Here is a 25564-nt window from a genome sequence, read left to right on the forward strand (position 1 = left end):
CGCTTCCTTCTACTCGGCCCACGTGACGACGGCGGGCAGCGCGCGGCCGGGTGCCCAGCCCTCGTCGGAGTCCTCGAAGAGCCGCTCGGCGAGTAGCCCTTCGAGCTGATCGTGCGACCCGCAGAGCGCGTCGACCTGGAATCCGCGAGTGACGTAGCGGTGCAGGTCCTGCTCGGCGGTCAGTCCGATTGCCCCGCACACCTGCAGTGCCACGTCGCTGACGGCGCGGTGCGCCCGGCCCGCGGCGGCCTTGGCGGCCATGGCCAGCAGTTCGCCGCCGTCTCGCCACGACTCGCCCAGCAGCGCCTGCGCGCCCGCGAGCACCGCCGAGGCTTCGGCCAGTGCATGCCGCGGCGACTGAAATGACCCGATCGGTGCACCGAACTGGACGCGCACGCTGACGTGCTCGACCGCGATGCGCAGCGCCTGCTCGGCAAGTGCGACCAGTTCGGTGGCCAGACCCCGACGGGCCGCGGCGACGGCTCGCTTCCATTCGGTGGAGGCCTCGACCAGCGAGACGTCGAGCGATCCGCTCACCCGGGTCCAATGCGTCGACCCGTCGAAGGTGTCCAAGCGCTGGCCGTCGAGCCGCGCTGCGTCGACCACGCCCACCGACACGGTGTTCTCCGGTCCGGATACCGGGACCACGATCCGGCCCTCCAGCGGCCCGAGGACGATGCCCGAGACCCGGTCAGCATCGGAACCCGCCACGCAACCGGTGGACAGGTCGGGCAGCAGCACGTGATCGGCGGGACCGTCGAGCACTGCGGCCAGCTCGGCCAACATGATGCGGTCCAAGCAGTCCGTCAGGGCCAGCGATCTGCCTTGCGCGCGGAACAACAGCGCGCCCGCCTCGACGGGGTACTCGACCTCGATCTCCGACCAGCCCAACTCGGCCAGCCGCGCACCGATCGCCAGGTGCTCACCGGCGTTCTTGCCCGCCAGCTCCTCGAAGAGGCGAAACACCGCCTCTTCGACCATCCGCCACGACTCGTCGGTCGCCGGCGCGTTCCTCATCGTCTCTCCTTGGGCAGCCCGAGCAGGTGGTCGGCGATGATGCCGCGCTGCACTTCGGCGGTGCCACCCATCACGGTGGCGGCCCGCGAGTACCACCACTCGGCCCGCGCGGTGTCCAGTTCCGCGCCGCCGCGGCCCGCGCCGCCGATCAGGTGCGCCCGCTCGATTTCCAGGATGAGGTCGTTGACCTCCTTCTCGGCGCGGCCGAACAGCAGCTTGTCGATGCTGCTATCGGCACCGACCGCGTCGCCCGCGGCCAATCGGCGCACGGTGGTGGCGGTGCGCGCCTGGGCGGCCGACACGTCGACGTACACCCTGGCGAAGCGCTGGCGTTGCGCGTCGGTAGCGCCGGTGGTCACCATGTGCTCACGCAATCGACCCAATTCGGTGAGCACCTTGTTCAGCACCGCGTAGCCGTACATGCCGCGTTCGTACTGCATGAGGTGCATCGCCACGGCCCAGCCGCCGTCGACCTCGCCGACGACCCGCTCACCGTCGACCCGGACGTCGTCGAAGAACACCTCGGCCAGTTCGCGGCGCCCGCTGGCCAGCGCGATCGGACGAATGGTGACGCCCGGTGCGTCGGCGTCGACCATGATCATCGTCAGCCCGCGGTGCCGGCTCTCGGGGGTTCCGGTGCGGACCAATGCCAACAGGCGCGTGGCGGTGGGCCCTTGGCTGGTCCAGATCTTCTGGCCGTTGACGACGAATCCCCCGGCCCCGTCGTCGACCGCGCGGGTACGCAGGCTGGCCAGGTCGCTGCCCGACTCGGGTTCGGAGAAACTCTGGCCCCACCACTCGGCGCCACTGAGATATCCCGGGAGGTACGCCGCGGCAAGCCCGGGCGCGAACTTCAACAGCGCGGGCCCGAGCGTCTCCAGCGTCCAGTGTTGGGCCGGAATGGGCAGCATCGCGTGGCCGAGTTCCTCGTAGTACACCGCACGGTGAATCTCGTTGCCGCCCAATCCACCCGCGGCCTCCGGCCAGCCGTACCGGTTCCAGCCGTCGGCGTACAGCCTGGCCATCACCTGTGCGTCGTGCGCAAGTCCGTCCTCGGCGCTGGTGTACGCGGCGGCGCGCCAGTCCTCGGCCGTCTCCAAATCGCGCAGGTAGCGGCGGAAGTCCTCGCGGTAGGCCGCGACGCTGGACAAATATTCAGGGTGGCGACCGCTACGCAGGGCGCTATCGACAGGGGCGGACAACTGGCTGCCCTTCCGTTGGTAATCGCGTTCGCCAGCCGGGGCTGAATCCGCTAAACAGTTATCTATAACAAGGTACACTAGCCCACGCCGATAATTCTGCGTGAGGGAGTGCCAATGACGGCTTCACCGGTCGCCGCCGCAACTGTCCATTTCAATCCCGAGACCAGGCTTTTTATCGACGGTCGGCTGCGGGATTCGTCGACCGGTAAGACCGTCGACAACATCAATCCGGCCAACGAGGAAGTGCTCGGGCTCGCCACCGACGCCGGCGCCGAAGACATGGAGGAGGCCATTGCCGCTGCCCGGCGCGCCTTCGACAGCACCGACTGGTCCACCAACCGCGAGTTCCGTCAGCGCTGCCTGATGCAATTGCACGAGGCGCTGCAGGAAGAGAAGGAAGACATCCGCGCCGAGTTGATCGCCGAGGTCGGCGCGACGGTGGGGATGACCCACATCGCGCAGATGGGATGGCCGCTGGCCGACGCCATCCGGTGGCCGGCGCAGCTGATCTCGACCTTCCAGTGGGAGCGGATGTTGGACCAGGACGCCAAGATGGGCGTGCCCTACAACCGCGTGGTGGTCAAGGAGCCGATGGGTGTCGTCGGCGCCATCACGCCGTGGAACTTTCCGTTCGAGATCATCAGCAACAAGGTCGGCCAGATCCTGGCCACCGGGAACACGATGGTGCTCAAGCCGGCCATGGAGACGCCGTGGAGCGCGCTGCGGTGGGGCCGGATCATCGCCGAGAAGACCGACATCCCGGCCGGTGTGGTCAACATCGTTCCGGCATCGGACAACGACATCGCCCAGGTGCTTGCCACCGACCCGCGGATTGACATGGTCTCCTTCACCGGATCGACAGCGGTCGGCAAACTCATCCAGCGGCTCTCGGCCGACACCATGAAGCGCAACATGCTCGAGCTCGGTGGCAAGTCGGCGTACCTGGTGCTCGATGACGCCGACATGGGCACGGCGCTGCCCGGCTGTCTAGGCGCCCTGATGCACTCCGGGCAGGGGTGCGCGCTGGCCACGCGGATGCTGGTGCCGCACTCGCATTACGACCAGGCCGTCGAGGTCGCCTCCGCGACATTCGGCTCACTAGCCGTCGGCGATCCCGCGGACCCGAATACCTTCTGCGGGCCGCTGGTTTCGGCCAAGCAACAGGCCCGGGTGCTGAACCACATCGAGATAGCCAAGCGTGAAGGAGGCCGAGTCACCACCGGCGGCGGGGTCCCCGACGGCCTAGACCGCGGATATTTCGTGGCACCGACCGTCGTCGCCGACGTCGCTCCGGACCACACGATCTTCCAGGAGGAAGTGTTCGGGCCGGTCTTGTCCATCACCCCTTACGACGGCGGTGACGACGGCGCCGTCGAGCTGGCCAACAACTCCACCTACGGCCTGGCAGGCGGCATCATGGGCTCCAACGAGCGGGCCATGGCCGTCGCCCGCCGCATCCGCACCGGCTCACTGATGATCAACAGCGGCATGTACTACGGCGCCGACGCGCCCTTCGGCGGATACAAGATGAGCGGCATCGGCAGACAGAACGGCATCGAGGGCTTCGAGCAGCATCTACAGACCAAGACGATCGGATACCCCCTGTGACCGACATCCTCAGCGGAATACGCGTCGTTGAGCTGGCGGCGTGGACGTTCGTTCCGGCCGCCGGCGCCGTGCTCGCCGACTGGGGCGCCGACGTCATCAAGATCGAGCACCCCGAGACCGGCGACCCGCAGCGGGGCCTGATCAGCTCCGGGATCGTCACCGGCGCAGGGGGAGTGAACCACTTCATCGAGCAGCCCAACCGCGGCAAGCGCAGCATTGGGCTGGACACCTCGACCCCGGACGGGCTCGAGCTGCTGATGAAGCTGCTCGAAACCGCCGACGTCTTTGTCACGAATCTGCTGCCGGATTCGCGCCAGCGGATGGGGATCGACGTCGAGCAGGTGCGGGCGCGCAACCCCAAGATCATCTATGCCCGCGGCCACGGCTACGGCACCCGTGGCGACCTCGCCTCGCAGGGCGGCTTCGACCTGGCCGCCTATTGGGCGCGCGGAGGCATCGGGGATGCGTATTCGGCCGGCGACGGCACCTACCCGCCGATTCAGCGACCGGCGTTCGGCGACTCCTACGGCGGGCTGGCGATCGCAGGCGGAATCGCCGCGGCCCTGGTGAAGCGCGAGCGCACTGGCGAACCGTCGGTCGTCGATGTGTCGCTGCTCAACGCCGCGATCTGGCAGTTGGGCCCGGACATCGTCGGATCAGGTGTCACCGGTCAGGACATCCCGAAGTTCAACCTGGACGAGATGCCCAACCCGGTGGCCAGCATCTATAAGACCCGCGACAACCGGTTCATCGCCTTCGTGCTGCTGCAAGCCGACCGCTTCTGGGCGGACTTCTGCACCCGGCTGGGCCGCACCGACCTGATCGCCGACGAGCGGTTCGCCAACGCGGCCATGCGGTTCGGCAACCGCAAGGAGTGCATTGGTGAGTTGCGCAGCGCCTTTGAGTCCCAGGATCTTTCACACTGGGAGAAGGCATTCGCCGGTTTCGACGGCGTCTGGGACGTCATGCGCACCGCGCACGAGGTGCACAGCGATCCGCAGGTGATCGCCAACGGGTACCTGCCCAAGGTCGCCGATGCCAACGACAACAAGTTCGCGCTGGCGGCCAGCCCGGTGCAGTTCGACGAGACACCTCTGGACCTCACGTGTGCGCCGGGCCACGGTGAGCACACCGACGCGCTACTCGCCGAACTCGGGTTCAGTGAGGACGAAATCATCGAGTTCAAGATCAATTCGGTTGTGCTGTAGTGGGTTCCGAGGAACTTGCGCAGCGCTTCCTGCACGTCAACCTCAATTGTTCCTCGCTGGAGGCCACCGAAGGCCTCTATGTCAGGCAGCTGGGGCTCTCGGCGCGAATGCGCACCGATCCCAAAGTTCCGACCGACGGCAGCATCCTTGGCATCGACGGCGACGAAACCTTCTGTGAGACTTCGTTTCTCTACGATTCACGAGGCGCCCGCGCCGGCTGTGCTTTGGAGGCCATCGAGTTTCACAGCCCGGCGCTGAAGGCCGACCCGAACAGCGACCCGACGCGCCCCGGCATCCGGTCGACGCTGCTGACCGTGGCCGATCTCGAGGCAACCGTCGCAGCGTTGCGCGCAGCCGGCATCACCGTGGGCGGGCCGGTCGACGGGCTGATCTCAGGCGCCAAGTCGGTTCTCGCACTTGATCCTGACGGCGCGGTCATCGAGCTCGCCGAAGCACCGAGCGACAAGCCGGGCGCGGTGTTCGCCGGCATCCGAGTCGCCGCCATCGACGCGGTGGCCACCGGGGAGTTCCTCACCGCGATCGGCTTCACTCAGGTGCAGGCGCCCTCACACGTCGAGGTGGCCGGCGACCAACTCGCTCCGGGCGGGTCACCCACTCCCGTCAAGTGCGCACTGTCGCGTTATGCACTCGCCGAGGACGCACATCAGTTCACCCTGACCGTCGTGGAACATCCCGACACCCGTGACGCGGATCCGGTGCCGTGGGGCGGAAATCGTCAGGGGTTGTACCGGTGCGCGCTGCGGGTGGAAAACACCGAGACCGCAATGTCTTTGGTCCCGGATTCCGTCGAGGTGATGGGTGATCCGGTGTGGTGCCCGTTGCCGGGGACGAAGATCGAGGGGCTGTACATCTCCTTCCTGCGCTCACCCGACGGAGTGGTATTCGAATTCGTCGAGCGGCCGCTGAGCTTCTTCACACGATGAGTGGATGACCGATGGATCTGCAGATGACGGGGAAGGGCTACGTCGTCGTCGGTGGCACAGCCGGCATGGGTCTGGCGGCAGCACGCGCGCTGGCTCGCGAGGGTGCGTCCGTCGTGCTGGTCGGTCGTGACGCCGACCGGGGCAAGAACGCGGTGGAAGAAGTCGTCGCCGCTGGCGCGGGATCGGCGCAGAGCTTGGCTTTCGACGTGAGCCAACCCGGCGCCGCGGTGGCCGCCGTCGACGAAGCGGTCCGGATACTCGGCCAACTCGACGGCATCGCCATCACGATGGGCACCGCCGGGATGATGCCCATCGACGCCGACGACAACGCCTGGGACACCGCGTTTCACGACGTCCTGCTGGCGACCACCCGCAGCGTGCAAGCCGCACTGCCGCACCTCGCGGTCAATGGGGGTGCCATCGTGACCACCGCCGCGTACTCGGCACGCTCACCGCACGAACCGCGACTGCCGTATGCGAGCCTCAAGGCGGCAGTTGCGACGTTCACCCGCGGCATCGCGCGCACGCACGGAAAATCGGGTATCCGGGCGAACAGCGTTGCCCCCGGTGCAGTGGAAACCGATGCGCTGCATGCCATCCGGGGATATGTCGCCGAAAGCAAGGGCTATCCCTACGACGAGGCCCTCGAGCGGGCGCTGGTGGAGGACTTCGGGTTCGACGCCGCGCTCGGTCGCCCCGGCCAGCCGGACGAGATCGGCGCGCTGATCGCCTTCCTGCTGTCGGATATCTGCGCGTTCGTCACCGGGCAGACTATCTACGCCGATGGCGGGGCGCCGTAATCAGGCCGTCGGCAGCGGCCCGGCCAATCCGCGGGGCGAGGTCCCATAAAGCCAGCTGACAGCCTGCCCGATCTCTGAAAAGACCAGACCTGCACCATCTTTGGCGTGGTAAGCGCCCGGCGCTTCGGTAAAGCCCTCGATGCGGGTCAGCTTGTCGCCGTTGATGCGCAGGATCTGCCCGGTCAGCCAGGACGACTGCGCGGACTGCAGCCAGGCGACCACGGCGGAGCTACGGGCGGGATCCAGCGCGGGGTCGTCGGCACGGCCTCCGAACACCTCGGCCGTCATCCGCGACCTCGCCAGCGGGGAAATCGCGTTGACCGCAACACCGTAACGCTGCGCCTCCATCGCGGTAACGACCGTCAGGTTGGCGATCGCGGCCTTGGCCGCGCCATAGGCACTCTGCCCGACATTGCCCCACAACCCCGCGCCGGAAACCGTGTTGACGATGTGGGCATCGATCGGGTTGCCTGCCTTGAACTGAGCACGCCAGTATTCGCAGGCATGTCGGGTGACCGCGAAGGTGCCTTTGAGATGTACGGCGATGACGGCGTCCCAATCGGCCTCGCTGGAGGCGGCCACCATGGAATCACGCAGGATGCCCGCATTGTTCACCACGCCGGTCAGGCAACCGAAAGTGTCGACGGCGGTGGAGATCATGTCGGCGACGTCGTCCCACGCCGACACCGAACCCGTGTGGGCGACGGCCTTGCCGCCGGACGCCTCGATCTCGGCGACGACGTCCGCCGCGGGCCCTTCCCCGTCACCGCTAGAGCCGTCCCGGCCGACGCCTGGATCGTTCACGACGACGGCTGCGCCCTGCTTGGCCAACTCGAGGCCGTGGGCTCGGCCGATTCCCCGGCCGCCGCCCGTCACCAAAACGACCTTGCCGGTCAGCGGACCTTCAGGCATTGCTCGTTATCCCCTTCACTTCGAGAACAATTCGGTGATCAGTTGCCGGCGTTGCGACCAGTCTGCTGAGCGCAGGTCGACGTATCCGGACTCGGTGACGATAACGTCCACGTCATGGGCGGGCGTGGAGGCGGGACGGCTGAGCTGCTCGACGAGCGGTGAGCGTCCGTTCACCTGAGTCGGAACGGCGATGATCGACAGACCGCCGCGGCTCATCCTCGCCGCGGCGCAATAGTCAGGGTGGCCGCCGATGCCACCGACTACCTTGTCGCCCAAGCCTTCGACGTTGATCTGCCCGTATGGGTCGATCTCGATGGCGGTGTTCACTGCGACCAGCGGTGACCCACGCGACAGCCGGGTGAGGTCGTGGCTGTAGTCGAGGCCGCGCAGGATCCGGCGCCCGTCAGCCCAGTCGTAGAGCGCGTCGCTGCCCAGGAGATACGTCGCCGACGGGGTGCCCGCCAGCAGGCCGCGCTTGTCGAGGTCGACGACGGCGTCGGTGAGTAACCCGGTGTCGATATGCAACGGCACCTGTGCGCGCCGCAGTAGGGCGGTACCGAGTTGCCCTGGGCCGTATTGGATTCGCGCGCCGTTCGGGATCAGCCGCAGTACCGCGTCGGCCAGGGCGTCGTGAATCGGCTCGGGATCGCGCTGCGGTGTTCGCACCGGTCCGCTCGCGACCGTGCCGAGCACCTCCACGCTCGACGGATCGAGTGCGGGCCCGGCATCCGCCGCGGGAGCCGAGGTGTCGATGACCGCGAGAGTCCTTGCGCCGGTGCCCATTACCGCGCGTTGCCAGGATACCTCGGTGCCGAACTGCAGCGAGCCATCTCGCCGTACCAGCCGGGTGAGCAGCACCTGAGGCCGCAACACGTCGGTCAGCAGCGCGGGAATCGCGGCCAGCCGCGTCGGCAGGAATCGCACCTTCGAGCTGCGCAACAGGTCGCGCACGCCCCAACCGGGCATCAACGCAACGACTTCGGCGAACGCGTCTGCGTCGAGGCCGTCGATCGGGGCGGGCAGCCAGCCCAGTACCAGGCGCACCGAGCCGACCTCGCCGGCGGCGGCGCTCAGCGCCGCGCCAACCGACCCGCCGTCGTCGAGGCAGCGCAGTGCGCCCACTCCGTCGCCGAGGGCAACCGTCGCTCCGGGGCGCACCGCAGCGCGCAGCGCGGCGGTGAAGCCGGACCTGGTCACAGCGGTCAAACCCGTTGTCATCGAGGCTCTTTGGGAAGCCCGAGCACCCGCTCACCGAGGATGTTGCGTTGAATCTCGCTGGTGCCGCCCAGGATCGTCTGCGCCCGCCCGACCAGCATGTGATGCACCAGCCCGTCGTCCGCGGGGTCGGTGCACGCGTCGGTGCCCAGCACTTCGGTGGCCATGTCCCCGAGGTCCTGATCGGTTTCCGAGGTCATCAACTTCAGCACCGAGAAGGCCGGCGACGTGAGGTCGCCGGAGTCGATGGCGCGCTGCCAGGTATAGCGCAGCAACCACATTCGGGCCCACAGTCGGGTCATCGACTGCGACAGCACCGGGTCGAGCAGGCCGCGGTCCCGGGCAGCGTCGACCATGCGTTCGTGTAGGCGGAACATCGAGACCGCTTGCGAACCCAATGTCAGGCGCTCACGCCCCAGCGTGACCATCGCCACGGTCCAGCCCTGACCGACGTCACCGATCAGGGCGTCGTCGTCGAGTTCGGCGCCGTCGAAGAAGACCTCGTTGAACTTGCTCTCACCGTCCATCTGCGTCAGCGGGCGGACCGTTACCCCCGAGATATCCATGGGCACAACGAACATCGACAAGTCACGGTGCTTTTCTGGACCCGTGCGGGCGAGGAGCAGCCCGAATCGGGCCGAGGCGGCTGCCGAACTCCACACCTTCTGGCCATCGATCCGCCAACCGGACGTGGTGCGTTCGGCCCGGGTGCGAACGCCGGCGAGGTCGGATCCGGCGCCGGGTTCGGAGAACAACTGACACCAGACGTCGTCGCCCAACCGGATCGGCTCCAGGTAGCGGTCCTTCTGTTCCTGGCTGCCGAACTTGATCAGCACCGGACCGACCAGGTCGGCGCCGGTGATGTTGAGCTGGCGGGGCACGCCGGCGCGCGCGCACTCCTCGGCGAACACAGCCTGGTAGGCCACCGTCGCTGCGGCACCGCCGAACTCGCGCGGCCAGTGCAGACACGCGTAGCCGTGGTCGGCCAGGTAGCGGTGCCAGATCCGGCCGGGCCCAACATCATCCGCGGTGGGCGTGGGCCCGTAGTTCCGCAGACCGGCCGGCCTCGGTGCGCTGTGCAGAAACGAGCGGATCTCCGCGCGTAGGGCGTCGACGTCGTTGAGCTCTGTCGTGACTTCCGGCGAAGCCGGCAGCTGAGTCGACGGGTCCGGCGTCGATAGCCGGTCCCAGTGCTGGCCCGGGGTGCCAAGAATCACCTCGTCCGTGCGGGCGCGCCGGAAGTACAGGTGTGCGGAATGCTCCCAGGTAAAGCCGATGCCGCCGTGAATCTGGACGTTTGCCTTGGTCGCGTTGCGCAGCGCCTCTGAGCAGACCGCCTTGGCCATGCTCGCCCGCCAGCCCGCTTCCCCGGCGGCCGCGGAGTCCGGATCGTCGAGAGCCTCCAGGGCGGCCTGTGAGGCCGAGCGCGCCCACTCGAGATCGACCAGCATGTCGGCGCACTTGTGCTTGATGGCCTGAAAGCTGCCGATCTGCCGTCCGAACTGCTCACGCGTGCGGGCATACTCGGTGGCGATCTCGAGCACCCGCTCGCAGGCGCCGACCTGTTCGGCCGACAGCACCGCCAGCGCGATGGCGACGTTGCGGTCGACGACGTCGCCAAGGGGTCCGTCGCCGGACAGCCGCAGCGCCGGCGCCGAGCTCAGGGTGATGGTGGCCATCGGTCTGGTGTGGTCGAGCACACGTTCGGCCTCCGCGACGACGCTGTCGATAGTCGGGTCGAGCAGGAACACCGCCGGCTCGCCATCTTCATCGATGGCGACCACGACGAGGTCGTCGGCAACGGAGCCGCCCAGCACGTGGCGCACCGTGCCGTCGAGGTTCCAATCGTCCCCGGCGCGGGTGGCGCTCAGCGTCACCGCGGACCGTCGCCACAACCCGCCGTCGCCGGTCAGGGCGGTGGCGGCGGTCCGGCGACCTTCGATGAGGCCGGTAAGTCGCTTGTCGGCATCCGGGTCGCGCTCGGTCAAGTCGAGCAGCAGGCCGGTGGCCAGCACCGTGGAGCTGACGAACGGCACTGGGGCCAGCGCGCGACCGAGTTCGTGGGCGACCACGCCCAGCGCGGACGCGCCGTAACCGGCGCCGCCCAGGTGTTCGGGCAGCGCGATGGCGGCGATCCCCACCTGGTTGCACAGCACGTCCCACAGCACCGTGTCGAACCCGGAATGTCCGGCTCCGCCGTCGCGGTCGCCCTCGCCGTATGCGACCGTGCGCACTCGTTCCTCGGATGCCAGTCGCTCACAGGCGGAGCGCACCGAATGCGCGAGTTCCTGACGTTCATCAGCGGACAACGCCGTCATCGGGTTCCTCCTGCGATCTGCCGGGCCAGCTCGGACTTGGCGACCTTGCCCAGCCCCGTCAGCGGGAACTCGTCGACGAGGACGAGCCGCTCGGGCCACTTCTGCTTCATCAGTCCGCGTTGGTCGAGGAACGTGCAGAGCTCGTCGAGGGTGACGTCGCGATGGCGTGGCGAACGACGCACGACCGCGCACACCAGCTCGCCGCGCAGTTCGTCGGGCTGGCCGAGCACGGCGATTTCGTCGACCAGGGGGTGGGCCAGCAGTTCGTTTTCGATCTCGTCAGGGGCGACGTTCTCGCCCTTGCGAATGATCAGATCCTTGGTGCGACCGGTGACCACGATGCGGCCGTCCGGGCGAAGGTGGCCCCGGTCGCCGCTGCGGAACCAACCGTCCGCGGTGAGCGCGTCGGCCCACTGGTCGCGCTGCAAATATCCCGGTGTCAGGTTGTCGCCGCGCAGCTCGATCTCGCCGCTCGCTGCGATCCGTACCTGTGATCCGGGGATGGGCCGGCCCGCGCTGTTCGCCAGTTGTTCGTCGGTGTCGGTGGCCTCGCTGACGCAGATCATCGGCGCCTCGGTCATTCCGTAGGCATGCACGACCGGAACGCGTAGGTGTTCACGCACCTGTCTGTGCACCTCGGGCGGACACGCGGCACCCCCACCGATCAGCATCCGCAGCGACGGCATTAGCAATTCGGTTGTCGGCGCGGCCATTTGGGCGGCCAGCAGCATCTGGTAGAACGCGGTGCTCGCTCCAGTCACCGTCACCTGGTGCTCGGCGAGCACCCGGGGCAGGTCGGCCGCGGAAACCTTGGGGATGAGCACCACCGGAAAGTCGCCGAACAGAGCGGTGGCGAGGTAGACCATGCCGCCGATATGGGCGATGGGGAACGCGATGGTGCCGACTTCCCGCGGATGACTGCCCATACCGAGATGAGCGACAAAGCCACGGGCCGCGCTGAGCAACGTGCCGTCGGTGTGGCGCACGGCTTTCGGGCGCCCAGTGGTGCCCGACGTGAAGTACACCCAGCGCGGCTCCGCTGCGCGGTGGGGAGCTTCGTACTCGGCGCCTGCGGGCGGCGACGTCTGGAGCCGGCGCACCAAGTCGGCAGGGACCGTGATTGTCGGTAGCCCAGGTGCAGCATTGGCGGCCGTCGACTCGTCGACCACCAGGATGTCCGCGCGTGCGACGTCGACCGCCGCGCAAACCTCGCGGCACCGATAGAGGTGCAATACCGGGGCCTGCGTAACGGGCATGCGGGCCAGCGCCAGCATCACCACCGCGGCGTTGACGTGTGAGGGCAGCTGCCAGGCGACCGTCATGCCGGGGCGCACGCCGGCATCTGCCAACCATCCCGCGGCGGCCGACGCGAGCGCGGCTACCTGCGAGATGGTGAGCGTCTCGCCGTCGACGTCGCGCAGCAGCGGACGACCCGGTCGGCTGGCGGCGCACTCATCCAGCAGCCCGGCGATGGTGCCAGCCGTCACCGTGTTCTCCCGTCCCGGCCGGCCGTCAACCCACCCGCGGCCCGGGCGTGAAACGGACCGGCAGTTCGCGCACGGCGTACACCTCGCCCGCGTCCTCGAACAGTTTCGGATCACCGGCCAACTCGAAGTCGGGTAGCCGCTTGAGCACCTGGGTGATCATCACGTCGAACATCAGCTTGGCATAATGCGAACCCAGGCAGCGGTGCATGCCCACACCGAACGCCATGTGCTTCTTGGCATTTGGGCGATCGAGGTCGAGTTCGTCAGGGTTCTCGAACATCGCGGGGTCTCGGTTGGCCGCTGCCCACATCAGGATCGCCCGGTCGCCCTGGCACAGCCGCTGGCCGTGGAAGTCGGCGTCGCGCGAGACGGTGCGTGCCAGACCGAGTGTCGGCGTATACAGGCGCAGCAGCTCGTCGGTGGACTTCTTCACCAGGCTCGGATCGGCTTTGAATTTGGCCCGTAAATCGTCGTCCTTGCACAGCCGCAATAGCACATTGCCGGTGAATCCACTGGTGGTGTCCATGCCGCCGAGCATCATCAGCACCGTGTACATGGTGATCTGACCGTCGTCCAGCGGTTCGCCGTTCAGCGTCCCGCGCAGGATGTCACTGAACAGGTCATCGCCGAGCCCTTCGGCGCGCCGCTGCTGCAAGTGCTTGCCGATCTCGCCGAACATCTCCATGCCGGCGATTGCGGCCTTCTCCGGATCGTGGGCACGGTCGTGCACGGTGGTGTGCACCCAGCCGACCCAGTCCATGAAACGCGACTCGTCGAAGTTCAACAGGCGCAGGATCAGCCGGGCCGGCAGCGGCGTCGTCAGCTCACCGACCAGGTCGCACTCGCCGCGCTCGATGAAGGCATCGATCGCCTCGTTGGTCATCTCGATGGCCGATTCGCGGAACCGCTCCGCCGATCCCGGGGAAAAGCGCTTGAGGGTGACCTCGCGCAACTCCTGGGTTTCTGGTGGATCCGACTCGATCGGCAGGATCGGCAACGGCAGCTCACTGGCCGGCACACCCACCGAGGGAAAGGAGTTGAACAGGGCGTCGTCGCGGGCCGCTTCGAAGACCGATGCGTAGTCGACCAGCGCCCAGAATCCGTCGTAGTGATCGGAATGTGCTACTGGACAGCCTGATTCGCGCATCTCGCGGAACCGGCTGTAGGGGTCCTCGCGGAACTCGGGTGAGTGGTGGTCGAGGTCGACCTCGGCGCGCGGGCGCGATTCCGCCTGGGTGTCGGTCATCGGCAGTACTCCCTTCGGGATGGCGGCTACTTCGACAAGATGGCGACGGCTGCGGTTCCGGGTGCCCCATACAACTGGGCCAGTCCGACGTGCGGATCGTTCGGCACCTGACGGTCACCGGCGATACCGCGCAATTGATGGACGAGCTCGTAGACCTGGCGAAGACCGGATGCGCCGACCGGTTCGCCGTTGGCCAGCAGGCCACCGTCGGTGTTAATAGGCAGCCGACCGCCGATCTTGGTGGCGCCGTCGGCGAGCAGTGCCTCCTGTTCGCCGTCCTTGCACAGACCCGTCTCGGCCATGTGGATGATCTCGGACCCGGAGTCGGTGTCTTGCAGTTGCGCGACGTCGACGTCCTCGGGGCCTATCCCGGCCAACTCGTAGGCGGCGCGGGCGGCCTCCGCGGTGGTGCCGGGCACGATGGGCAGCTCGATCGAGGTACGTAGGAGCTCGTAGGCGCCTTCGCGGCGACTGCGCAACGCGGTCGAGCGCAGGTAGATCGGAATGTCGGTGTACTGCTTGGCTTTATCGGCTCGGCACACCACCACGGCGGCGGCGCCCTCGTTCGGGTTGCAGTACATGTATTGGCGCAGTGGAGCATTCACGATCGGAGAGTTCAGGATCGCGTCGACGCTCATCGGCTTGCGGCGCCACGCGTGTGGCGCCAGCGCCCCATTTTCGAGGTTCTTGGCCGCCACCCGGGCCAGGGTCTCCTCGGTGATGCCGTGGTCGTGCATGTATCGCATGATCTTGGTGCCGAAGTAATGCGTGGTCAGGAACATGCCCTGATCGCCGTACCACTGGGGCAGCCCGGACACCGACGGGTCGGCGCCGAACGCGCCGCGCGGATGCTTGTCCAGCCCCACGCCTACCGCAATATCGGCTTCGCCGAGCTGGACGTCTCGCGCGGCCAGGGTCAACAGCGAGTTACCGGTCGCGCAGCCGCTCAACGTGGCGCGCGCCGGCAGGCCGGTCATCCCGGCCAACCCCGTCACCGCCTCGGGATTGGCCACCTCGAGGCTGCCCGCATACAGACTGCCCACGTCCGACCACTGCACTCCGGCATCGCGCAGTGCCCTGCTGATTGCCACGGCGCCCATCTCCAGCGCCGACCGGTCCTCGTATCGACCGAACGGGTGAAGTCCAACGCCGATGATGGCGATGTCGGGCGTGCTGCTCATCGTGTTCCTTCCGGCAGGCGGCAACGTGGAGCCCCGGGGAGCATGCGTTGACGTGGGCGCCACTAAGCCTATAACTATATAGCTGATTCTAAAAAGGGCCCTAGAATCTGCGTAGTCGTGAATGAAGGCTGAGGCGTTGAGCATTTCGTTGTTGTTGGAGATGGCGGCTTCGGGCGACCCCGACCGGCTGGCGTTGGTCGACGGCGCCGATCGGTTGACCACCGGCGAGCTCAGTGGGTTGGCCGACGGGGGAGCGGGTGTGATCGCCGCCGCCGGGGTCGAGCACGTCGCTTACGTCGGGTCGGGCGGGCTCTTGCAGCCGCTGCTGATTTTCGCCGCGGCTCGCGCAGCGGTTCCGTACACCCCGATCAACTACCGATTGAGCGCCGAGGGTGTACGGGAGCTGATCGGTCGGCTACCCCATCCGCTGGTGATCGTCGACGACCGTTACCGCGGTTTGGTCGGAGATGCCGGTAAGCGCGTGATGTCCTCCGAAGACTTCTTGGCCGCGGCGCGCACCACCGGTGCGGCAGCAGAGTTTGCCGATCCGGACGACATCGCGATCGTGTTGTTCACGTCGGGGACCACCTCCAAGCCGAAGGCGGTCGAGCTGTCCCACGGCAACCTCACCAGCTACATCACCGGCACCGTCGAGTTCGGTTCGGCCGAGGACACGGATGCAGCCTTGATCTGCGTGCCTCCATATCACATCGCCGGGGTCAACGCTGCGATGTCGAACTTGTATGCGGGCCGCAAGATGGTGTACCTGGCCAACTTCGACGCTCGCGAATGGGTGCGGCTTGTCGCCGAGGAGAAGGTGACGACCGCGACCGTGGTGCCTACCATGATGGACCGCATTGTCACCGCGCTCGAACGGGAGCCCGTCGAACTGCCGACACTGCGCAACCTGGCCTACGGTGGATCGAAGGTCGCACTTCCGTTGGTGCGCAAGGCACTCGACTTGATGCCGCACGTCGGATTCGTCAATGCCTACGGTCTTACCGAAACCAGTTCGACGATCGCGGTACTCACCCCCGACGACCACCGCGATGCACACGGCAATCCAGACGAGTTGCGCGCCAAGCGACTAGGTTCGGTCGGACAGCCGGTGCCCGGGATCGAGGTGCAGATCCGTGACGAGAACGGCGCCGTCCTCGGCCCGGGTGAAACGGGTGAGCTCTTCGTCCGCGGCGAGCAGGTTTCCGGCAAATACACTGGAATCGGCTCGGTGCTCGACGCCGAGGGCTGGTTCCCCACCAGGGACATCGCGACGCTCGACGAGGCCGGTTATCTGTTCATCACCGGTCGTGCCGATGACACCATCATTCGGGGCGGTGAGAACATTGCGCCCGCCGAGTTGGAAGACGTGCTCGTCGAGCATCCCGATGTGCACGAGGTCGCTGTCGTCGGTGTGGAGGATGCCGAGTGGGGGCAGGCCATCGTCGCCGTGGTCGTTCCGGCTGCCGGCACCGATCCGGATCCGGCCCACCTTCGTGAGTACGTCCGCAACGCCCTGCGGGGATCGCGCACCCCCGACCGGGTCGTCTTTCGTGACGAGCTACCGACTAATGCAACGGGAAAGCTGCTTCGCCGTGAGATCGTCGAAAGCCTGCGGGACGTGATCACCGAAAACTAAGGAAAGGCAACATGATCAAGAACGGAACACGGCTGCGGAGCCAGGTCTGCGACACTCAGATCATCGTCGTCAAGGCGGCCGACAGCCTCGACGATCTGCGTTGCGGGGGCCGGCCGATGCTGCCTCTGGATGCCGAGCGGCCCGCCGACGCCATACCCGACCCGGCCTTCGCCGACGGCAGCACGATGGGCAAGCGCTACGTCGACGACGGTGGCGCCGAGGTGCTGGTCACCAAGGCCGGCGCGGGCTCACTCAGCGTCGGTGCGATCCCGCTGGTGCTCAAGGAAGCCAAGCCGCTGCCCGCCAGCGACTGACAAGCGAGTGGCCGCCGCCTCGAGACGCTATCGGGCGCCGCTGGGGTCAGCGCAGCCGGCCTTCCACGAAGACGCTTTCCGGGACCGCGGCGTCGAGGCCCACCGGGACGGCCCGGTTGTTGGCGGCCATCAGGTCCTCCGCGCTCGTCGCGGCCGTGACGGTCCAGCCGTGCGCGTGCAGCCAATCGACGACTTCGGTTCGTTCTTCTTCGTAAAGCAAGTTGCCGGACTCGGTGATGTCTTTGCCGCCCAGCTTGATTGCGGCCTGCCGATAGCGTTCCGTCTGCTCCTCGCGACGCGCGAAACTTTCCGCGCTGAAGAACTCGTTGGTGAAAGCTTCGACAGCGACCCGGCTCCCGGGAGCGCCGAGCGACTGGATCCGGTCGAACAGCAGATCCTGGGCCTCGGCCGTCAGATAAGGCAGCAGCCCCTCCGCCGACCACGCCGTAGGAATCGACGCGTCAAACCCGGCCTGCGCCAGCGCCTTTGGCCAGTCCAAACGAAGATCGATGCCGACGCTGATGTGGGACGCGACCGGATCGACCGCGTGCGACGCCAGCGTGCCGGTCTTGAATTCCAGCACCCTGGGTTGATCGATCTCGTAGACCACACACCCGTCCGGCCACCCAAGCCGCCAGGCTCGTGAGTCCAGGCCGGCCGCCAGGATCACGAACTGGCGGATGCCGTCGCGGGCCGCCGTCAGAAAGTACTCGTCGAAAAACTTTGTCCGGCAAGCTGTGTAGCCCAGCATGGCCTGCATCCGGTCCTCGAATTGTGGATCGGCAGCGACCAATTCGGCCGGCAACTCGTCGTCCAGGTAAACCTGCCAGATGCCGTCGCCGGCGGCCTCGAGGAACAGCTTTGCGTAGGGATCACTAATCAGCGGGTCGGCGCTTTTGGTCTCCGCCGCCCGTCCGCTGGCAACCCCCAACGCGGTGGCGCCGACGCTCTCGTTGATATCCCACGTGTCATTGTCAGTTCTGGCCATCGGGATCCCTTTCGTGGGTCTCGGCGAATGCGGCTATCCCGAGCGTACCCGAAAAGTTAGATGTGCTTACTAAGTGCAGTAGGCACAGCTGGAGCGCCTCAGGCGTTGGCCAGTGCCGGCGGCTTGACTGCCTCCGGGTCGGGGTTGGCGATCGGCAGGCCCATGAAGCGACGGGCGTTGTCGCCCATGAAGTCGTAGGTGCGCCGGACGTCCATGCCCTCGGCGTATTGCCAATAACGCTTCGGTTCGGCCAGGCCTTCGGGATGCGGCCAGTCGGAACCGAACATCACCTTGTCCCACCCGACGGTCTGCACGACGTCGGCGACCGAGCCCTCCCAGAACGGGCTCACCCAGACGTTGCGGCGGAACACCTCGTGCGGATGCTCGGGAAAGTTCTGCGGCATCTTGCTGTAAGTCGACTGCAGGTCGTCAAACAGCGGCTTGATCCATGCGCTGCCGTTCTCCACGCTGGCTATCCGCAACTTCGGGAAACGGGTCAGGGTGCCATGGCAGATCAGGCTGGTCAACATGTCGGCGATCTCGCGGTGGCCCAGCGCGGTCCACTTGAATGCCGACATCTCGAACGCGCTGCTGGTCGACGGCGGTTCCCACTTGTCGATGTATTCCTGCAAGGGAGGTTGGCTGGCGTGCAACACAATTGGCAGCCCCGCGTCCTCCACGTCGCGCCAGAACGGGTCGAACTCGGGCAGCGCGGGGGAGCGCCACCCCTTGTAGCCGTTCACCGGCGCGGGCTTGATCAGCGCGACCTTCGCGCCGTTGTCCAGGATGTATTCGAGCTCGCGACGCGCTTCGTCCACGAGTCCGAGGGTGAGCACCGGCGTGGAGTAGATCCGGTTGGCGTGGCTGAAGCCCCAGTGCTCGAGCATCCACTGGTTGAGGGCATGGATGATCGCCACCGTGAGATCGGGATCCTCGGCGGCCGAGTGCTCGACCAGATTGGCCAGCGTGGGGTAGTTCAGGCACGAGTCGACGCCCTGGCGGTCGAGTTCGGCGATTCGGTCCTCGGGGTTGCGCGCGCCCGGCGGGGTGTCGATGCCACGACCGGACATCTCTCGCATCGACAGGCCCTCCGGGTTCTGCCCCGAGTAGAACTTCTCGTGCGCGCCGGGGGCCGCAACCCGTTCGAACGTCGGGTTCGGCATGTAGTCGGTGATCTTGTTCAGGATCGCGATGCGGGTGTGCCTGCCGATCTGGACGAACTGCACCTTCGGGTGGAATTCCTTCGGCAGGTACCGCGTCAGCGCATCCGGCGTCTCGTACATGTGCTGATCGGCATCGAAGATCGGTGCGTCGGTGAACTGCGTCATCGTGGTGCCTCTCGCTGCTCGACTTTGGGCTTGGCTACGAGCTTCGCGTAACTTGACATTTGTGTCAAGTCTGGGCGGATCTGCCCAAGTAATTACCTCTGAACTGTATTGATTGCGGTTGACGAGGCTGTCATATAAAGTCGCCGCATGACGGTGACCTCGGCTTCGGCCGCCGAACGGGAAGTGGATGTCACCCGCGGTGAGCGGACCCGCTCGGCAATCCTGAATGCGAGCGGTCGTCTCTTTCTGGAACGCGGCTACGCGGGCACGCCGATCAACGCGATCACCGAGGCATGCGGCATCTCGCGCGCCGGTTTCTACACCTACTTCAAGGACAAGCGCGAGATCTTCAACGTCCTCGGCAAGAACGCGTACCGCGAGGCCCTCGCCGTCATCGCGGAATGGGCGGAAGCCGACGAACCGCTCGGTCCGGCCGACATCCGGGCCTGGGTCGGTCACTACTTCGACTACATGGATCACCACGGTGCATTCGTACTCGCGTCGGCGCACTCGGCGCCCGACGACGACGATTTCCGAAACTCCCGCAACCGCATGGTGACTCGGGCGTCGTGGAAGCTTGGTCAGGCGATCGCCGCGGGCAACGGCACACACTCGCCGGACGTCATCGGCGTAGCGGTCATGGGCTTGCTGGATCGCGCCTGGCACACGGTCCACCGCCAGACTGTGGCGGTCGACCGCGACGAGATGATCGCTGTGGTCGCGGACATGATCGTTGCGATGGCAACGCCTTTGGCGTCGTGACCCCGCTGTCGCTCGACGTGCCGGACGTCGTGGAATTCATCGCTGCCCACCACCGCGTGTTTCTCTTCTGCCGCGACGGCGCCCGACGTCCGATCGGCTATGCCATGCGTTCGGTCACCTATCGCTCCGCCACCCGCTGCCTATACTTCGCCACCTATGCCAAGAGCGCCAAGGTCCAACATCTGCGCTCGGCTCCCGAGGTCGCCTGCTTGATCGGCGACAACGAGGGTTGGGTCTCCGTTTGTGGCCACGCGTCCGTCTACCGACCGTCCGCCGCCGAGGTCGACGAACTGATCGGCGACAGTTCACCGGATCCACGCGTGCCGGAGTCGGTCGTGACGAAGGTCCGCGACCGCCTTCTCAGTGGCAAGCGGTGCTTCATCGGCCTGACTCTTACCGAGCTCCGCGCCGCCGAACTCCCTGGTCGACATGGCTAGTCCGCGCAACAGCGGCCCGGTTACGATGGCCGAGGACGAACTAGCCGAGTTCTTGGCGCAAGGGCCGTCTGGCGCGATCTGTGTCGTCGACGCCGACGGCCAGTTGCTGGCCCTGCCGGCGCGGGTGGTCGACTTCGACTCCGCCACAATCGATGTCACCGTTGACGGAGCGAATGGCGATGTCACGCAACGCGCCGAGACGCCCGCCTGCGTGGTCGCCGACGTCTTCACCGCCTATCGGGACATTCGCGGGGTGATCTCGCAGGGAACAGTGCTGTGGCCCCCCGCGGCGAAGGACGTTGCCACGCTGACAGTAAGCCGCATGCTGACGTTCTCGTTCGCCAACGCCCAGAGGATTGAGCGCCGGCATTCTGGTTAATCAGTAGCTCACGTCAGGATTCGATACCAGCCAACCCATTACCGACGAGGCGTCCCTCGATGACATCGACAAGGTTGACGGCGCGACCAAGTCGAAGGCCGCTACACCTCCCGCTCAACCCGACGAGCTGGGGGACGCGACGCCCGGCCCGCGCTGACGCGCTCAGGCTGCTGTTACGAGGCGTATCAACGACTCGGCGTCGGCGACGCTGCGCAGCAGGTCGTTGAGGTGGGTGCACGTATTGGTGCCGGACAGTTCTCGACGCACACGAAAGTGCAGTTCTTGCAACGTCATTCCGGTGATTCGTTCAGCGCTGGCGACGGCGCCCGGGCATTCCTGCCAGGGCAGCACCCGCGGTGTGGCCCGCGATTCGGCGATGACGCCGGTCGCGGTGTCGACGACGGCGTCCAGGGTGTACTCGTGGATGATCGTCTCGACCCCGTCACCGCGCACGTAGGTGTCGCGGAACATCGCGTCGATGCCGACTCGCCGAGCGCTCTCTTCAAAGACATCGACGCGCCGTCTACGGCGCATGGCGTGGCGCGGCAAGGCTGCCACTTCGTGCCAGGCCCAGGGGTCGTCACCGTGATCGAGGTCGGGAGCCGCTGGGCCGGTGACGATCACCGGATCGCCCGCCTCGAACGACGTCATGAGCAGACCCCCGGTCGCGAAACCCGCACACTGGTCGGCGACCGGCAGGTAGTACCCGGACTTCGCGACGTCGCCGAGCAGGTTGGACGCCGACAGCGCATGGCCGGATATCAGCGTCGCGACCGGAACGTCATCGAGCAGCGTGTAGCGCAGATCGCGGGCTTGCCGCAGCTCGGGAGCCACCTTGTCGGCCACCGCGCGAAACCCGCTCATCGCGGGCGCTCCCGTCAGCCGGGACATCGCGGCGACGGCCGGCGCCACCTCGACGTGGCGGACAACGCGGGCGACCAGCTCGATGGTGGCCGCGAGCGTCGCGGAGCCGACTTCAGTCACCGTTCCATCGGCCGCGGTCCACAGGTCGCGCGCCCGCCCACTCAGATAGACGGGGTCCAGCGAGCCCTGGTCGCGGGTCATGTCGATCGACGCGGTCCGGCGCGCGGATCGCGGACGACGCGGCGGATTGCCGGTCGTGGGCTCGTGCACGCCGTGCAGTGGATGAAGCCCGAAGGGCGGGGAGCCCAGGTCCGTCACGCCGATAGACTCTAGCTCTCCTCGGCCGGTCGGAACGCGAAGGTTTCCAGTGACCGGCCGTCGGCGGTTTCCAGCGTGGTGGTGGTCGACACCAAGGGTTGGCCGATCCGCAGTTCGGCCGGGATTGCGTCGACGATCAGCGTCTCCACCAGTACCCCCTCGGCCAACTCGACGAATCCCACCACGTACGGCTGGAACACCTTCGGATCCCGATTGCCCTTGTACGGCAACGGCGGCGGAAACTCCTGAGTCGTGTAGGTGTACAGCGTTCCCTCGGTGGACAATTCGATCGGCTCGATGTCGTGTTGGATTTCGGAATCGCCGTCGAAGAGCTCGGGCCGCTCGGCCGGGAACTTCACCGCGCCCGTCGAACGCCTGCGCGACGCGAACAGCACCGCGCGGCCCCCGTCGACCCGAAACAGTCCCTCGGTGATCGGTGCGGTCATCTCAGGCCACCTCGATGACCATCGCGGCACCCATACCCCCGCCGGCGCACATCGACAGCACGCCGATACCTCCACCGCGCCTGCGCAATTCGTAGATCGCCGAGGTGACCATGCGGGCACCGGTCGCCGCGATCGGGTGGCCCAGGCTGATGCCCGAGCCGTAGACATTGACGATCTCCTCGTCGAGCCCGAGTTCGCGCGCACAGGCCACCGCCTGCGCGGCGAACGCCTCGTTGATCTCGAACAGCGCGACATCCTCGAGCTTGCGGCCGGCCAACTCGAGCGCCTTGGGGATGGCGGTGATGGGGCCGCTGCCGGTGCGGTTCGGCGCCACTCCGACGGCGCTCCACGAAAGGATATGCGCCAGTGCGTTATTCGTGGCGTCCGGCGCGGCGAGTGCCACGGCGGCGGCGGCATCGTTGATGCCCGAGGAGTTGCCGGCGGTTACGGTGAAGCCGTCGATCTCGGGATGCAACACCTTCAGGGCCGCCAGCGACTCCATCGAACTGCCGCGTCGGGGATGCTCGTCTTCGGCGAAGGTGATCGTGGTGCCATCGGCCTGCGGCACCTGGATCGGCACGATCTCTTCGATGAATGAGCCCGCATCGATCGCCTTGACCGCGCGCTGGTGGCTGCGCAGCGCCCACTCGTCCTGCGCCTCGCGGGAGATGCCGTACTGCACGGCGCAGTTGTGCGCGACGGTGATGGACATGTCCAGGGCGGGAGCGTCCGCCGTCGGCGGATGTGACAACGGAATCCACTGTTCGTAGTCCTCTGGGGACTTGCCGGTAGTGAAGGGCTTGCGCTTCTGCAATATCGGTCCGGTGGACAACGATTCCGTGCCGCCGGCCAAGGTGGCGCGGCTCATGCCCGCCGCGATCTGGCCTGCGCCCACAGCGATCGCTGACAGGCTGGATGCGCACTGGCGGTTGACGGCCAGCCCGGGAACATTGGTCAACCCGAGGTCCACCGCGACGTAGCGGGCGCTGTCGCCACCGCCTTGCATGCTCTCGGCCAGGACCAGGTCGTCGAACTCGGCAGCGTCCAGACCGGACCGATCCACCACCGCCGCGACGACCGGCTTGGCCAGTTCGATCGCCGGCACGTTGGCCAGCGTGCCCTTGCGCGCCGTTCCGATCGGTGTGCGGGCAGCGGCCACGATCGCTGCGCGGGACGGGGTGGTGGCCATGTGTCTCCCAAGATCGTCAGAGTTGACGGGCTGCTTGCCCGACGGGCGAGCCCAGTCTATACCGTTAAATAGATATCGATATATGTGGTCATGGTGACAGTGGGAGCAGCCGGTGAAGGTGATCAAGTCCGTGGACGATGCGCTTGCGACGATTGGCCAGGAACTCGGCGTCAGCCGGTGGGTTGACATCGACCAGAGCCGGATCGACGCTTTCGCCGACGTCACCATGGATCACCAGTGGATCCACGTCGACGTCGAGAAGGCCAGGGCCGAAAGCCCTTACGGCGCAACGATCGCGCACGGCTTCCTGACGCTCTCGCTCATCCCCGGTGTGAGTAAGGACAACTACCGCGTCGAGAATGCCAAAATGGGCATCAATTACGGCCTGAACAAGGTGCGGTTCCTGTCCGCGGTCACCGCGGGCAGCCGCATCCGGGTGCGATCCGAGCTCGCGGACGCCGCCAAGGTCGCCGACGACACGGTGAACCTCACCGTGCGTCACACCGTCGAGATCGACGGCGTCGACAAACCGGCCGCGGTGGCCGAACTGATCGCTAGGTTCGTCTGGTGACCGGCGGTCCGTTCGACGGGAAGGCCGTTCTCACCGGGGCGGGTAAGTCCCAGGTCGGCCGGCGGCTGGGGCGGACCGGATTGGACCTCACCCTCGAGGCTGTGCTGCGGGCGATCGCCGACGCCGGCCTCAGCGTCGACGATGTCGACGGCATCGCCAGCTATCCGGGACCGGGTGTGCCGGATGCGGGATTCTCCGGCGCCGCCGTCCAGGAGGTCCGCAACGCGCTCGGGCTGCGCTCTCGCTGGTATGTCTCGGCGATGGAGACCGCGGGGCAGATCGGGCCGGTGATCGAGGCGTGCATGGCGGTCAGTCTCGGGCTGGCCAACCATGTGGTGGTCTATCGGTCGGTGTGGGAATCCACCGCCGCGCAGCAAGCCGGCGGTGGCCGGGCCTCGGTGCTGTTCGGCGGCGGCGCGTTGCCCCCGCACTTGGAGTGGACGGCGCCTTTCGGCGCGTTGTCGGCGGCCAACTGGCTGGCGATGCCCACCCAGCGCTACATGTACGACTTCGGCCTGACCCGGGAGCATCTGGGCCGCATCGCGATCAACGCCCGCACCAACGCCGGACTCAACCCCGATGCGATCTACCGCGAACCGATGACGATGGACGACTACCTCGGTGCGCGGATGATCTCCGAGCCGCTGTGCCTGTATGACTGCGACGTGCCCTGCGACGGTGCCACCGCCGTGATCGTGTCGCGCCGCGACGCCGCCAACGGCCTGCCGCGGCACCCGCTGACGGTGGAATCCGTCGGACCCGGCATGTTCGAACGGGCGACCTGGGATCAGCGATCGGACATCACCACGATGGCCGCCCACGACTCGGCAGCCACGCTGTGGGAGCACACCACGCTGACCCCCGCCGACGTCGACATGGCCCAGCTCTACGATGGATTCACCTTTTTGACCGTGATGTGGCTGGAAGCGATGGGCTTCTGCGAGCACGGCAAGGTCGGCGAATTCCTCGACGACGGTTCGCGGATTGCGCTGGACGGCGCGCTGCCGATCAACACCAGCGGCGGCCAACTCTCCGGCGGCCGGCTGCACGGGATGGGCTTCCTGCACGAGGCATGTGTGCAGATGTGGGGCGAGGGCGGCGATCGGCAGGCACCCCGCACTCCCGAGGTGGTGGCCGTCGGTGTGGGCGGCGGACCGGTGGCCGGGTCGATGCTACTGAGCAGTCGGTAAACCA

24 protein-coding genes and 1 pseudogene are annotated in these 25564 nt (G+C 66.9%); 11 read left to right on the plus strand and 14 right to left on the minus strand.

The genetic code is table 11. The annotated features are described in order from the left end of the window. Positions 1–9: 9 nt before the first annotated feature. Positions 10–1017, minus strand: a complete 1008-nt coding sequence (locus tag SKC41_RS14605; RefSeq protein WP_330978227.1) for an acyl-CoA dehydrogenase family protein — start codon at positions 1015–1017, stop codon at positions 10–12. Next, entirely contained in the window at positions 1014–2219 is a 1206-nt protein-coding gene (locus tag SKC41_RS14610) for an acyl-CoA dehydrogenase family protein (protein WP_330978228.1), read from the minus strand. The genes SKC41_RS14605 and SKC41_RS14610 overlap by 4 nt, the downstream gene beginning before the upstream one ends. Before the next feature lie 114 nt (positions 2220–2333). Here SKC41_RS14610 and SKC41_RS14615 point away from each other — a divergent pair, with 114 nt between their 5' ends. The 4 genes from SKC41_RS14615 to SKC41_RS14630 are packed head-to-tail and all read left to right on the plus strand — an operon-like array spanning position 2334 to position 6779. Continuing rightward, entirely contained in the window at positions 2334–3827 is a 1494-nt protein-coding gene (locus tag SKC41_RS14615) for an aldehyde dehydrogenase family protein (protein ID WP_330978229.1), read from the plus strand. Continuing rightward, entirely contained in the window at positions 3824–5035 is a 1212-nt protein-coding gene (locus SKC41_RS14620) for a CaiB/BaiF CoA transferase family protein (protein WP_330978230.1), read from the plus strand. The genes SKC41_RS14615 and SKC41_RS14620 overlap by 4 nt, the downstream gene beginning before the upstream one ends. Beyond that, positions 5035–5979 (plus strand): VOC family protein, encoded by a 945-nt coding sequence (locus tag SKC41_RS14625; protein WP_330978231.1) that lies wholly within the window; start codon positions 5035–5037, stop codon positions 5977–5979. Before SKC41_RS14620 ends, SKC41_RS14625 begins: the two co-directional genes overlap by 1 nt. A gap of 23 nt (positions 5980–6002) precedes the next feature. Then, on the plus strand, positions 6003–6779 hold the full coding sequence (locus SKC41_RS14630) for an SDR family NAD(P)-dependent oxidoreductase (protein WP_330978895.1): 777 nt from the start codon (positions 6003–6005) through the stop codon (positions 6777–6779). Here the strand turns inward: SKC41_RS14630 and SKC41_RS14635 are convergent, their stop codons facing one another. The 7 genes and pseudogenes from SKC41_RS14635 to SKC41_RS14665 all read right to left on the minus strand — a co-directional run bounded on the left by SKC41_RS14635 (position 6780) and on the right by SKC41_RS14665 (position 15138). After that, a complete protein-coding gene (locus SKC41_RS14635) occupies positions 6780–7691 on the minus strand; it encodes an SDR family NAD(P)-dependent oxidoreductase (RefSeq protein WP_330978232.1) in 912 nt (303 codons plus the stop codon). Between the two features lie 15 nt (positions 7692–7706). After that, the gene (locus SKC41_RS14640) at positions 7707–8909 is read right to left on the minus strand and encodes an acetyl-CoA hydrolase/transferase C-terminal domain-containing protein (RefSeq protein WP_330978233.1); all 1203 of its coding nucleotides are present in this window, start codon (positions 8907–8909) and stop codon (positions 7707–7709) included. Continuing rightward, on the minus strand, positions 8906–10060 hold the full coding sequence (locus tag SKC41_RS14645; RefSeq protein ID WP_330978896.1) for an acyl-CoA dehydrogenase family protein: 1155 nt from the start codon (positions 10058–10060) through the stop codon (positions 8906–8908). The genes SKC41_RS14640 and SKC41_RS14645 overlap by 4 nt, the downstream gene beginning before the upstream one ends. A gap of 57 nt (positions 10061–10117) precedes the next feature. Then, positions 10118–11224 (minus strand): annotated as a pseudogene (locus SKC41_RS14650) (acyl-CoA dehydrogenase family protein); the annotation flags it as partial. Beyond that, positions 11221–12711 (minus strand): class I adenylate-forming enzyme family protein, encoded by a 1491-nt coding sequence (locus tag SKC41_RS14655; RefSeq protein WP_330978234.1) that lies wholly within the window; start codon positions 12709–12711, stop codon positions 11221–11223. The pseudogene SKC41_RS14650 and the gene SKC41_RS14655, both read right to left, overlap by 4 nt. Before the next feature lie 25 nt (positions 12712–12736). Further along, positions 12737–13957: a cytochrome P450 gene (locus SKC41_RS14660; protein WP_330978235.1), complete on the minus strand. Its 1221-nt coding sequence runs from the start codon at positions 13955–13957 to the stop codon at positions 12737–12739. Between the two features lie 26 nt (positions 13958–13983). Then, positions 13984–15138 (minus strand): thiolase family protein, encoded by a 1155-nt coding sequence (locus SKC41_RS14665; protein ID WP_330978236.1) that lies wholly within the window; start codon positions 15136–15138, stop codon positions 13984–13986. A 136-nt stretch (positions 15139–15274) separates the two neighbouring features. On the opposite strand from SKC41_RS14665, the gene SKC41_RS14670 reads away from it, so the two are divergent. Then, positions 15275–16774, plus strand: a complete 1500-nt coding sequence (locus SKC41_RS14670) for a class I adenylate-forming enzyme family protein (RefSeq protein WP_330978237.1) — start codon at positions 15275–15277, stop codon at positions 16772–16774. Positions 16775–16785: 11 nt separating this feature from the next. Then, on the plus strand, positions 16786–17088 hold the full coding sequence (locus SKC41_RS14675; protein ID WP_330978238.1) for a hypothetical protein: 303 nt from the start codon (positions 16786–16788) through the stop codon (positions 17086–17088). A 46-nt stretch (positions 17089–17134) separates the two neighbouring features. Here the strand turns inward: SKC41_RS14675 and SKC41_RS14680 are convergent, their stop codons facing one another. Both SKC41_RS14680 and SKC41_RS14685 read right to left on the minus strand, forming a co-directional pair. Next, positions 17135–18076, minus strand: a complete 942-nt coding sequence (locus SKC41_RS14680; RefSeq protein ID WP_330978239.1) for a class I SAM-dependent methyltransferase — start codon at positions 18074–18076, stop codon at positions 17135–17137. 98 nt (positions 18077–18174) lie between these two features. Then, on the minus strand, positions 18175–19404 hold the full coding sequence (locus tag SKC41_RS14685; protein ID WP_330978240.1) for an amidohydrolase family protein: 1230 nt from the start codon (positions 19402–19404) through the stop codon (positions 18175–18177). A 147-nt stretch (positions 19405–19551) separates the two neighbouring features. On the opposite strand from SKC41_RS14685, the gene SKC41_RS14690 reads away from it, so the two are divergent. The 3 genes from SKC41_RS14690 to SKC41_RS14700 are packed head-to-tail and all read left to right on the plus strand — an operon-like array spanning position 19552 to position 20982. Continuing rightward, positions 19552–20166, plus strand: a complete 615-nt coding sequence (locus tag SKC41_RS14690; protein WP_330978241.1) for a TetR/AcrR family transcriptional regulator — start codon at positions 19552–19554, stop codon at positions 20164–20166. Next, positions 20163–20603, plus strand: coding sequence for a pyridoxamine 5'-phosphate oxidase family protein (locus SKC41_RS14695; protein WP_330978242.1), 441 nt, complete (start codon positions 20163–20165; stop codon positions 20601–20603). Before SKC41_RS14690 ends, SKC41_RS14695 begins: the two co-directional genes overlap by 4 nt. Then, positions 20596–20982, plus strand: coding sequence for a hypothetical protein (locus SKC41_RS14700; RefSeq protein ID WP_330978243.1), 387 nt, complete (start codon positions 20596–20598; stop codon positions 20980–20982). Before SKC41_RS14695 ends, SKC41_RS14700 begins: the two co-directional genes overlap by 8 nt. 162 nt (positions 20983–21144) lie before the next feature. Here the strand turns inward: SKC41_RS14700 and SKC41_RS14705 are convergent, their stop codons facing one another. From SKC41_RS14705 to SKC41_RS14715, 3 genes are read right to left on the minus strand one after another with little or no spacing between them, the layout of a single operon-like run. Further along, the gene (locus tag SKC41_RS14705; RefSeq protein WP_330978244.1) at positions 21145–22164 is read right to left on the minus strand and encodes a DUF2889 domain-containing protein; all 1020 of its coding nucleotides are present in this window, start codon (positions 22162–22164) and stop codon (positions 21145–21147) included. Positions 22165–22175: 11 nt separating this feature from the next. Continuing rightward, entirely contained in the window at positions 22176–22610 is a 435-nt protein-coding gene (locus SKC41_RS14710; RefSeq protein WP_330978245.1) for a Zn-ribbon domain-containing OB-fold protein, read from the minus strand. Position 22611: 1 nt separating this feature from the next. Beyond that, a complete protein-coding gene (locus SKC41_RS14715) occupies positions 22612–23799 on the minus strand; it encodes a thiolase family protein (protein WP_330978246.1) in 1188 nt (395 codons plus the stop codon). A gap of 112 nt (positions 23800–23911) precedes the next feature. On the opposite strand from SKC41_RS14715, the gene SKC41_RS14720 reads away from it, so the two are divergent. Continuing rightward, positions 23912–24370 carry a MaoC family dehydratase gene (locus SKC41_RS14720; RefSeq protein ID WP_330978247.1) on the plus strand — a complete coding sequence of 153 codons (459 nt, stop codon included), beginning with the start codon at positions 23912–23914 and terminating at the stop codon, positions 24368–24370. Next, positions 24367–25560 carry a thiolase family protein gene (locus tag SKC41_RS14725; protein WP_330978248.1) on the plus strand — a complete coding sequence of 398 codons (1194 nt, stop codon included), beginning with the start codon at positions 24367–24369 and terminating at the stop codon, positions 25558–25560. The genes SKC41_RS14720 and SKC41_RS14725 overlap by 4 nt, the downstream gene beginning before the upstream one ends. Positions 25561–25564: the final 4 nt, after the last annotated feature.

Source organism: Mycobacterium sp. 050128, assembly GCF_036409155.1.
Lineage (GTDB): Bacteria > Actinomycetota > Actinomycetes > Mycobacteriales > Mycobacteriaceae > Mycobacterium.